The sequence below is a fragment of the Lujinxingia sediminis genome, assembly GCF_004005565.1.
GTDB lineage: Bacteria > Myxococcota_A > Bradymonadia > Bradymonadales > Bradymonadaceae > Lujinxingia > Lujinxingia sediminis.
In genome coordinates this window covers 19,881-29,841 of the sequence record NZ_SADD01000016.1, presented here as the reverse complement: position 1 = coordinate 29,841, position 9,961 = coordinate 19,881, and the positions used below count along the sequence as shown (strand labels likewise).

Here is a 9,961-nt window from a genome sequence, read left to right as displayed (position 1 = left end):
TCAACCAGCCTCCGGCGGGGTGGGGGGGGCGGGGGGCGCCCCCCCCCCCCCGCCTCGTTACTTACAACAGGCCGCCATGGTCGAAAAGTGGCGAAGTATGCGTCCTGTGCAGCCCGGGGAGGTGTTTTAGCGGGCGTAGCGCTCGGAGCTGTTCACGAACTGGCAGATCGAGGCGACGATGGCACCGGTGCGGATCACCTCGTCGATCTGCTCTTTGGTCACATCGTTGCCGATGGCCTCCTGGATGTGGCCGGAGACGCAGCTGGCGCAGCCGTTGGCCGTGCTGATCATCAGGTTGACCAGCTCGGCAAAGGCTTTGCCCATCGTCGGGCGCATAAAGAGCGAGGCGCGCAACCCGGGGTTGAGGCCCTCAAAGGCGTCGGTCGCCGCCAGCGAGCGGAACTTATAGTAGAGGTTAAACGAGGTGGAGGTCGCCGCGATGCCCAGCGCTTCGTAGATCTGCTCGTCGTTAAAGCCCTGAGCGCGGGCGCGCTCGGCAAAAAAGCTCGCCACGTCCTGGTTGCCCCAGTGCGCCGCGGCCACCGCCGCAAGAAGCACCTTGGTCTTGGACTGCAGGCCGCCGTCGGAGAAGACGCCTTTATCGAGGTTCATAAAGACGTCTTTCAAAAAGAGTGGCGCGTTGGCCAAAACGCGCAGCCAGTCCGGGGCATCGCCTTCGATGTGCAGTTTGGTCAGGGCGCGCTCAAAGACCTTTTTCTGGTCGTCGCTCATCGCCTCATTGCTCAGTACGGGAAGCCAGCTCATAGGTTCTCCAGATGGTGAGTCCGTGGGATCAGGGTGGGGTAACATGAGCGCAAGGTCGGAACGACCCGCGGCGCGGTCAACCCGCACGCACAAAAAGGGCGGCCTCGAAAGGCCGCCCTTCGCTAAAGCGGCAGTCGCCTTAGAGGATCAAAGCTGGATCGTGTCCTGACCCTTCTCCCAGCCGCAGGCGCAGAGCTCATCGGTCTGCAGGGCGTCGAGCACACGCAGGGTCTCGGTGACGCTGCGGCCGACGCTGCGGTCGTTGATGTTGAGGAAGCGCACGTTGCCTTCGGGATCGATGATGAAGGTGCCACGCTCGGCCACGCCGTCGCCCTCGTGAAGCACGCCGTAATCGGCGGCCATCTTCTTGGTAACGTCGGCGAAGAGCGGGTACTTCAGGTCGCCCAGATCGTCGTGGCTCTTCACCCAGCCCAGGTGGCTGTAGGCGGTGTCGGTGGAGCCGCCCAGCACCACGGTGTCGCGGTCTTCGAATTCGTCGATGGCGTTGTTGAACTCCACCAGCTCGGTGGGGCACACGAAAGTAAAGTCCATCGGGTAGAAGAAGAGCACGACCCACTGGCCGGCGTAGTCCGCCAGGCTGATTTCTTTGATCTCGCGGCCGACGAGCGCGGCGGTGGTGAATTCAGGGGCTTTCTGTCCGAGCTTGAGCATGATCTTACTCCATAGACTGCAAAGATGTGTGTGGTGCGGGCTGATGCCCCCGGTTGCCAGAAGCTGCCCGGGGCGCGGAACCTGGCGACTAGATAAGGAAGCCCCCCGGGGCTGTCAACCCCCCCTCGGGGGATCTGCGGAGAATTGAGGTCGGGCAGATTGCCGCAGGGCCGGTAAACGCAAGGTTTGCGTGTGTTTCCCGGGTAAGGTGCTGATTTTCCATGGGATTTTCTGAGTGTTTTGCAAGGGGCGAAAGCGTGGCGCGGGAGGACTTAGCCCGCGCGCGGTGAGGGCGAACATTCCCGGAGGGCTCGTCGGCGCGCTTGCGCAAACCGGATGCGGTGGCTAAGTGTGAGCGCAGGTTTTCAGTGCTTTGAACGCCCCTTTTACCCCCATCGACGAGGCTCTTCCATGACGCATATGCCCCTGACCCACCTCTCCGAAGATGAGGCGATCTTTCGCGACGCCGTGGCGTCTTTTGCCAGAAGCGCCATCGCGCCCAAAGTGCACGCGATGGACAAAGCCCAGCAGCTCGACAAAGAGCTCATCAAACAGTGCTTTGAGATGGGGCTGATGGGCATTGAGGTGCCCGAGGAGTACGGCGGAGCGGGGAGCTCGATCATGACCGCGATCCTCGCCATCGAGGCGCTGGCCACCGTCGACCCGAGCGTCTCGGTCTTTGTGGACGTGCAGAACACTCTGGTGAACAACGCGATCCTGCGCTGGGCCAATGAGGAGCTCAAGCAGAAGTACTTTCCCAAAATGTGCTCGGAATGGGTGGGAAGCTACGCGTTGAGTGAATCGGGCAGCGGCTCCGATGCGTTCGCCCTGGCCACGCGCGCGATCGACCGCGGCGACCACTGGGAGCTCAACGGCTCCAAGCTCTGGATCACCAACGGTGCCGAGGCCAACCTCTACATCGTGTTTGCCAACATCGATCCCGAGCAGGGCTACCGCGGCATCACCGCGTTTCTGGTCGAGCGGGACTTCGAGGGTTTCTCGGTCGGCAAGAAGGAAGACAAGCTGGGCATCCGCGCCTCCTCCACCGTCGAGCTGCTCTTTGAGAAGTGCAAAGTGCCCAAAGAGAACGTGCTCGGAGAGGTTGGCAAGGGGTATAAAGTTGCGATTGAGACGCTCAACGAGGGGCGTATCGGTATCGGCGCGCAGATGGTGGGCCTTGCCCAGGGTGCGCTCGACGCGGCCCTCGACTACATCCAGGAGCGCGAGCAGTTCGGAAAGTCCATCGCCAGCTTCCAGGGTGTGCAGTTCCAGTACGCGCAGATGGCCACCGAGATCGAGGCTGCGCGCCTGATGGTCTACAACGCCGCGCGACTCAAAGACGCGGGCCTGCCTTTTGTGAAGGAGAGCGCCATGGCCAAGCTCTACAGCAGTCAGGTCGCTGAGCGGGTCTCCTCGAAGGCGCTGGAGCTCTTCGGTGGCGTGGGCTTTACCACCGAGTACCCGGCCGAGAAGTTCTTCCGCGACGCCAAGATCGGCGCGATTTACGAAGGGACCTCGAACATGCAGCTGCAGACGATCGCGAAGATGCTCGTGCGTTAACGTTGAGCGTCGCAGGCACGGTATAGAGGCATGAAAAAAGCCCCGGGAGTCGTCCCGGGGCTTTTTTATTCAGGGGAAGTCATCGCCGCCAATCTGTGGAGCTGACCGGCAATGGGCGCGTCGTCAGCGAGCAAACCCGCGCACCGCCTGGCTCTCGGAGTCATGCATCGGCGAGAGCCAGCTGTACTCAAAGAGATACCCGAAGGTTTCGATGTGGCGGCGAGCCTCGGCAGGGGTCGTGCCCCAGGCGTAGACGCCGTGGTTGCGCAGGTTGATGCCGGGCACGCTGAGGTCGAAGTCCTCGCTGTTGAGATGCGCGGCGACCGCACGGGCCAGCTCGTCGAGGTCGTGGTGGTTTTCGACAACCGGGATGCGAGCGCTGGCCTCGGGCTCCCACAGGCCCAGACCTTTGATCATCTCGACATCGTTGACGAAGGTGTGGCCCTGTTTGAAGTCGCGTTTTCCGCAGAGGGCGGCGTGCAGATGATGCACATGGTAGACGGCACCCACCTCGGGCATCGCCTTATAAATGGCCATATGCACGCCGGTCTCTGCCGAGGGGCGAGGACCTTTTTTGGAGGCGGGCTTTCCCTGAGTATCGACGATGAGAAAGTCCTCGGGGGTGAGCGAGCCTTTGGATTTTCCGCTGGCGGTGATGAGCACCTCGGCCGGCGAGAGACGCACGCTCAGGTTGCCGCTGGTGCCGTGCAGCCAGCCAAAGCGGTAGAAGTCGCCGGCGGCCGTGATCATCTCGGCGGTGGCGTCGTCGCGGGAGGGAAGGGCGGCAGTCGTGGATTGCGGCATGAAAGCACCTCAGGAGTAGAGTTGCGAAAAGACAACGTGAGGGTCGGAGATATCGTGGCTCGAAAGAAAACTCGCCGGTGGCATCGGCGTTGCGGGGGGCTGAGCGTGTTCCGATGTGTGCATAGCGGAGGTCGGTCCGGGGAACGCATCGTCTACAAAGGTGGTGACGTGGTGCAGTGTGATGGAGGTCGGTCCGAGGCGCCGGCGCTTCGCTGTGGCGCAGAAGGCCTATCGGAGCTGGGAGTGGGGGACAATCTAAAACACGCATGGCCGTCGACCAAGTCCTCCCCATCGCATACCAGGCGATGCGTTCGCCGACCTGTGTGCCCGGGCAGATGAGGGCAAGTCCTTGTCAGGCCTTTCCCTTTGCGGTAGGAAAATCAGGCCGGAATGGTCCGGTTTCACTGCTACAAGGGAGCCGTCGCGATGTCCGACAACCAGCGAACGAATCCGTTTTCCCGCGAGAACCCCACCGACACGCGTCTCGACGACCTCTCGACCCGAGGGTTTCTGGTCGTGGTGACGCAAGCCTTTGGCCCGACCGGCGAAGATATTATCGCCCACGATGGCCCCCGCTTCAGCGGTGAGCCGGGCGTGAAGATCCGCGTCAAACAGGGCGAGCTTGAAGAAGATGTGATCTTGAGCCCCTTTTACGGCGACTCAAGTAAGATTTCCAGTGAGCCCTTTGAGGCTGGAAAACCCTGTGAGCTTTTCTGCCCGGTCTCCGGCAAAGCGCTTGACCGTATTCCGGGGATGGCCACCGAGGACGGCGGCGACTTCTACGCGGTCTACCTCACCGAGAAGTTGGGCCGCGGGGAACTGGTGGCCGTCAACAATATCTGGGGCAACGCCAGCTCGCAGATGATGAGCGAAGATGAGATGCTCTTGCGCCTGGCCGATGCCCAGGACAACACCCCCTCCTGAGCACACCTGATTCACAGCGCGGCACCCCTGTCAGGTCGGTGCCGCGCTGAATACGACGACTGCTTCGGAAGCCTGATGATGTCCGAAGCGCGTCGCTTTTTGACCTGTCCTACCTGCTCTATCGCCAGCCCTATCGCCATCTTTCTACACGTGGATAGGGTTCCCCCTGGCGAGCGTGACGACGCCTAGGTCGTTGCTTTGTAAGGCAAAACTCTCTAGCCTTGCCGCCGTCTTACCCCCCGTCCTCCCTCCTGACGGGCGAGTTCATCCACGAACGAGGAAGTCCTATGTACAGGTTTAGTGCACTCCAGTTGCTGGCGTTTGCCCTGGTGGCGATGCTGGTTTCGGCCTGCGGCCCCGACGATGACAATCAGGCCGAGGTCTGCACCTCGCTGGCCGATTGCTCCGATGGGGAGCGATGCAACAGTCAAGGCGTGTGCACGGCCGAGACGCTCAGTTGCTCGACGGACTTCGACTGTGCCTTCGATGAGTTCTGCCAGGGGGGCGTGTGTGCGCCGGCGACCTGCGAGAGCAGTGAGAGCTGCGGGGCGGGTGCGGTCTGCGATGGAGGGTTGTGCCGCGCCGGCTGTGAGCCGAGCCGCGATGAATGTGGTGAAGGACAGGTCTGCAACGAGCGCACCCGTCTGTGCGAAGATGCCGGCTGTACGCCGACCTCCTGCCAGCCTGACATTCAGCGTTGTGATGACTCGCAGCAGCCCTCGCGTTGCGTCTTCACCGGGAGCTGCACCAACAGCACCCAGTGCCAGGCCTACGGGCAACAGCAGGACGACGGCAAAGATTATATCTGTAACACCGTACTCGGGGAGTGCGTGGAACGTCCGCCCTGCCAGAATGACGACGACTGCCGCGGTAGCGAGATCTGTGAGACTCCCGGCGACGGAGAGCCCGGTGTATGCCGGGAGGGCTGCCGCGCCAACGCCGACTGCCGCGATAACGAGGTCTGCTCCCAGGAGCAGGGCTCGGTCTGTGTGGCCGGCTGCCGCACCAGCTCCGACTGTGCGATTCCGGGCTCCGACCAGGAGTTTCTGTGCGAAGATCTGGTCTGCGTGCCGGTCTGTGAGTCGGTCGACCAGTGCAACGTCGTCGGACAGGTCTGCGCCGGGCAGCCGCGCACCTGCCGCGGTTGCGTCAGCGACAATGAGTGCGCGGCCTCCCAGCTTTGCGATTTCACCCAGGGCGCGACCACCGAAGAGGCCGAAGACCCCACCGTGGGCCTCTGTGTGAACCGCCCCCCGAGCTGTCCTGACGATGGTCTGGGCAACAACCACAGCCTTCAAGACGCCTATGAGGTCGAGGCCAGCGCGCTTCCCTTTGAGCGTGGCGACGATGACGACCTTTTCTTCTGCCGCGAGAACACCGGGGGCGAATGGTTCGAAGTTCAGGTGGAGAGCGGCCAGGTGGTCAGCGCGACCCTTGAGTACGACGCGAGCATCGGCAACCTCGATCTGGCGTTGGTGCAGGCCAACGGCGAGCTTGTGGTCCTCTCGGGTGATCCGCCCGGCGTGGATGGTGGTGAGGAGAGTCTGGAGTTTGGCATCGCTCAGGGCGCGCCCTACTTCATTCAGGTGCGTGGCGCGATCCTCGACGCCAACGCCCCCTACCGTCTCGCCATTGATGTGAGCGCGCCCGGCGCCTGCCAGAGCGATGAGCTCGATCCGGCCACCGAGGCCGCACCTGCGGCGCTTGCGGCCGCGACGCCCTACAGTGGGCTGAGCACCTGCGGTGAGGCGCCGGATTTCTACACGCTGGACGTGGCGGCCAATCAGGTCGTGCGCATTGCGGCGACCTCCGAACGTCGTCGCGGCGGCGTGGCGCTTGATCTTTATGATGCCGAGGGTCAGGTCATTGAGAGCGCGCGTGAGCGCGCCGATGCCCAGGTCATCGAGTTTGTGACCCGCCAGCCGCAGGTGATGACCCTGCGCGTCAGCCCCTTCTCGGGCGTGGGCAACAGCACCTACGCGCTGGAGTGGATGCAGCGCCCCAACGAGTGCTCCGATGTCTACTCCCCCAACCAGAGCTGCGGGGCGGCTTCGCCCATTGCTCCGGGAAGCTACGATGATCTTGTGGTCTGCGCCGATCCGGACTTCTACGCGGTGGAGCTGCTCCCGGCGCAGACGCTGACCGTGACCACGACTTACGACGCCGCCGAGGCGGCGGGTGAGCTCGATATCTTCCTTTTCGGTCCGCGTAACTGCCTGGTGCTGGCGCGCGCCGGTGTGGAGGTCGAGCCTCAGGGCGACGGAAAGCTGCGCGATACGCTGACCTACACCGCCACGCAGGGCGGCACCTACTACCTCTCGGCGGCGCTCTTCCAGGGCCTCAACGTGCCTTATAAGCTCGATGTTGAGGTGGAGGACGGCCCGCTGTGTGAGCCCGACTGGATTGGCGAGAACGGCAGCGTCGCGACTGCGTATGAACTCACCGAGGAGGGCGTGCTCACCGGCGAGCAGAGCGGTCTTGTGGGGCTGCGTGCCTGCGAGCTGGAGAGCGACTTCTACAGCATCGACTTGAGCGAAGGCGACACCCTGGAGTGGGAGATCGTCTTTGCGAGCGCAGAGGGCGAACTCGACCTTCGCCTTCTGGGGCCGGACGGAAGCACCGTGCTTGATAGCGATGAGAGCACGGGTGGGAGCAAGGTTGTGAGCACCACCGCCGACGCTGAGGGGACCTATTATCTGGAGGTTGTTGAGAAGTTCCCCTCTCGCGTGAATTACCGCCTGCTGACGACCCTCAACGGCGTGGGCAATGAGAACCCGGCCTGCCCGGACCGCTTTGGCAAAAACATCACGCAGGCTGCGGCCGCGGAGATTGAGGCGGGCACCTACGAGAGCCTGCTTGTGTGTGGTCAACTTCCCACCGCCCCCAACGGATCACTTGAGTACCACGACGGCTGGTACAAGATCTGGGTGGAGGCCGGTGAGACGCTGGATGTGACCCTGATGTTCGACGAGTCGAAGGGGCGCATCGATCTGGAGCTTCGCGATGCCCAACGGATTCTGGCGGTATCGGCCTCGTCGGGCGATGTGCGCCAGGCAGCCTACACGGCCCGCCAGTCGCGCTACATCTTCATTCGTGCTCGCACTCGCAACGATGTTGTCGACGGGAACGTCTTCTCGATGATGGTCGAGGTCGAGGCGGCTGGCACCTGCGCCGACGACCGCTTCGCGGGCAACACCGGCGCGGCAAACGCCGCAGTGGCGCCGAACCCTGGTGTGACCAACCGTCTGAAGATCTGCGATAGCAACGACGACTGGTTTGAGTTTGACCTGGATGCGGGCACCGACGCTCAGGCCTTCATTCGCTTCAGCAAGGCCGAGGGTGAGTTGAGCATCAACATCTGGGGCCCCTCCTCACCCACCCCCGGCGAGGGCGCGCCGCTGGCGAGCTCCGTGAGCATCACCGAGGGGGCGGAGGTGGACTTCGTTGCCAACATCAGCGGCACCTACTACGCGCAGATCACCGCTCCGCAGCCCGCGCGCATGGACTACGATCTGCTGCTCTACGCGGACACCGACGATGATGGCGTTCTGGAAGGCCCCGCCGACCGCCTCTGCCCGGATCCCTTTGAAGACAACGACAGCGTCACACAGGCCGCGACCGTCGCCGCAGGCAGCTACGAAGATCTGCTGATCTGCAACGGCGGTACCAACGACGAGGATCATTACAAGGTCTTTGTGCCGGCCGGCGCCACCCTCAACGTCGACCTGCTCTACACCTACGCGAAGGGCAACCTTCTGATGCGCGTCTTCCGCGCGAATGAGTCGCTCCCCGTGGCCAGCGCGAACACCTTTGAAGACAACGAGACGATCAGCGTGACCAACTCAGGCCAGGGCAGCGACTACCGCATCTTCGTCGATGGCGATGGCGCGGTGAACGGCACCTCGGACTGGCGCAACTACTACACCATGAACATCGGGCTGGAGTTCGCCGACACCTGCGACTCGCCGCTCAACGTGGGGCTGACCCGCGAGCAGGCTGAACCTCTGGTGGCCCAGGCCTACAACGGGCTGAGCCTCTGTGAGGAGACCGAGCACTGGTTTGAAGTCGCACTGGGGGCCGGCGAGGAGCTGCGCGCGGAGGTGGAGTTCAACGACATCTTCGGCAAGATCGACCTGGAGCTGAGCGATGCCTCCGGCACGGTGCTGGAGACGGTTCGCAACGACGCGCGACTCAAGTCGTTGGCCTACACCGCTGCGGCGGCCGAGACGGTGTACCTGCGGGTGATGCCGCGCGACGGGCTCTTCATGCGCACCGCCTACGACGTGTGGGCACGTATCGGCGCCAGTGAGCCGGCGGTGCCTTATTGTGCGGATCGTTATGAGCGCAACGACGAGGCGATGTTGGCCTACCGCTTCGGCTCGACCCATACCAGCGGACAGGCCTTTGTGGATCCCATCGCCTGCGCCGAAGACGAAGACTGGTACCGCGTCTCACTGGTGGGTGGGCGCACCCATGAGATCGCCGCCTTCTTCAACAACGAGGCCGGTGCCACGATGGCGATGGAGCTTCGGGCTCTCGACGGCACCACGGTGCTGGAGACGGCCGAGGCCGGCGACGATGGCCGTGACCTTGTGATGAGCCGTGTCGTGTCGGCGGCGACCGACTTTTTGGTCGTAGTGCGCAGCGAGCAGAACACGGAGGCGATTCCTTACTTCCTGCACGTCTATGAGACTGAGGCGTATCAAGCTGGCGCGCGCTGCCCCGACTACGGCTACGCGGGCAACACGACCCCGGCGCTGGCTGCCGTGCTCGACTCGGAGTTGCCGCTCGTGGAGCCCCTTGGTCAGTGTGCGGACCGCGCCTACTTTAACTGGGTTGCGCCCGAGAGCGGGCGGGTGAAGGCGGAGTTGAAGTTCAACCGCGACCGCCACGCACTGGGCTGGGAGATCCGCGAGTACGATGGCAGTGATGCGTTGGTGAGCCTCATCACCGAGGCCGTCGGTCCCAACCTCACCCACCGCCGCACCATTGAGTTTGATGCGGTGGCGGGGCACTACTACCGCTTCGACATTCAATCGCAGCTTGTCGATGGTGTGGTGGCTCGTGGTCCCTACTACCTGACGATTGAGGATGCGGCGCCTTGATGCAGCAGCGTCTTTGATCTAACACCGCACTACCGTCGCCGGCGCAGGAAGGTTCCTCGCCGGCGACCTGTTTATAGCGCGAGTGAGAACGCGAATTTCGTGCACCCCGACCCCCGACGAAGGGAGTGATG

6 protein-coding genes are annotated in these 9,961 nt (G+C 63.2%); 3 read left to right on the top strand and 3 right to left on the bottom strand.

The window, feature by feature from the left end:
* Window positions 1–126: 126 nt before the first annotated feature.
* Together EA187_RS18440 and EA187_RS18435 are read right to left on the bottom strand one after the other, a co-directional pair.
* Window positions 127–765 (bottom strand): carboxymuconolactone decarboxylase family protein, encoded by a 639-nt coding sequence (locus EA187_RS18440; RefSeq protein ID WP_164856396.1) that lies wholly within the window; start codon window positions 763–765, stop codon window positions 127–129.
* Window positions 766–912: 147 nt separating this feature from the next.
* Complete coding sequence (locus EA187_RS18435; RefSeq protein ID WP_115608052.1) at window positions 913–1,437, bottom strand: peroxiredoxin; 525 nt, start codon at window positions 1,435–1,437, stop codon at window positions 913–915.
* Between the two features lie 411 nt (window positions 1,438–1,848).
* On the opposite strand from EA187_RS18435, the gene EA187_RS18430 reads away from it, so the two are divergent.
* Window positions 1,849–2,997 (top strand): acyl-CoA dehydrogenase, encoded by a 1,149-nt coding sequence (locus tag EA187_RS18430; protein WP_115608050.1) that lies wholly within the window; start codon window positions 1,849–1,851, stop codon window positions 2,995–2,997.
* A 123-nt stretch (window positions 2,998–3,120) separates the two neighbouring features.
* Here the strand turns inward: EA187_RS18430 and mtnB are convergent, their stop codons facing one another.
* A complete protein-coding gene (gene mtnB, locus EA187_RS18425; RefSeq protein WP_115608049.1) occupies window positions 3,121–3,801 on the bottom strand; it encodes a methylthioribulose 1-phosphate dehydratase in 681 nt (226 codons plus the stop codon).
* Window positions 3,802–4,227: 426 nt separating this feature from the next.
* Between mtnB and EA187_RS18420 the strand changes: the two genes are divergently transcribed.
* Window positions 4,228–4,725, top strand: a complete 498-nt coding sequence (locus EA187_RS18420; protein WP_127781218.1) for a hypothetical protein — start codon at window positions 4,228–4,230, stop codon at window positions 4,723–4,725.
* A 287-nt stretch (window positions 4,726–5,012) separates the two neighbouring features.
* Complete coding sequence (locus EA187_RS18415; protein WP_127781217.1) at window positions 5,013–9,830, top strand: pre-peptidase C-terminal domain-containing protein; 4,818 nt, start codon at window positions 5,013–5,015, stop codon at window positions 9,828–9,830.
* The last annotated feature ends 131 nt before the right edge of the window (window positions 9,831–9,961 follow it).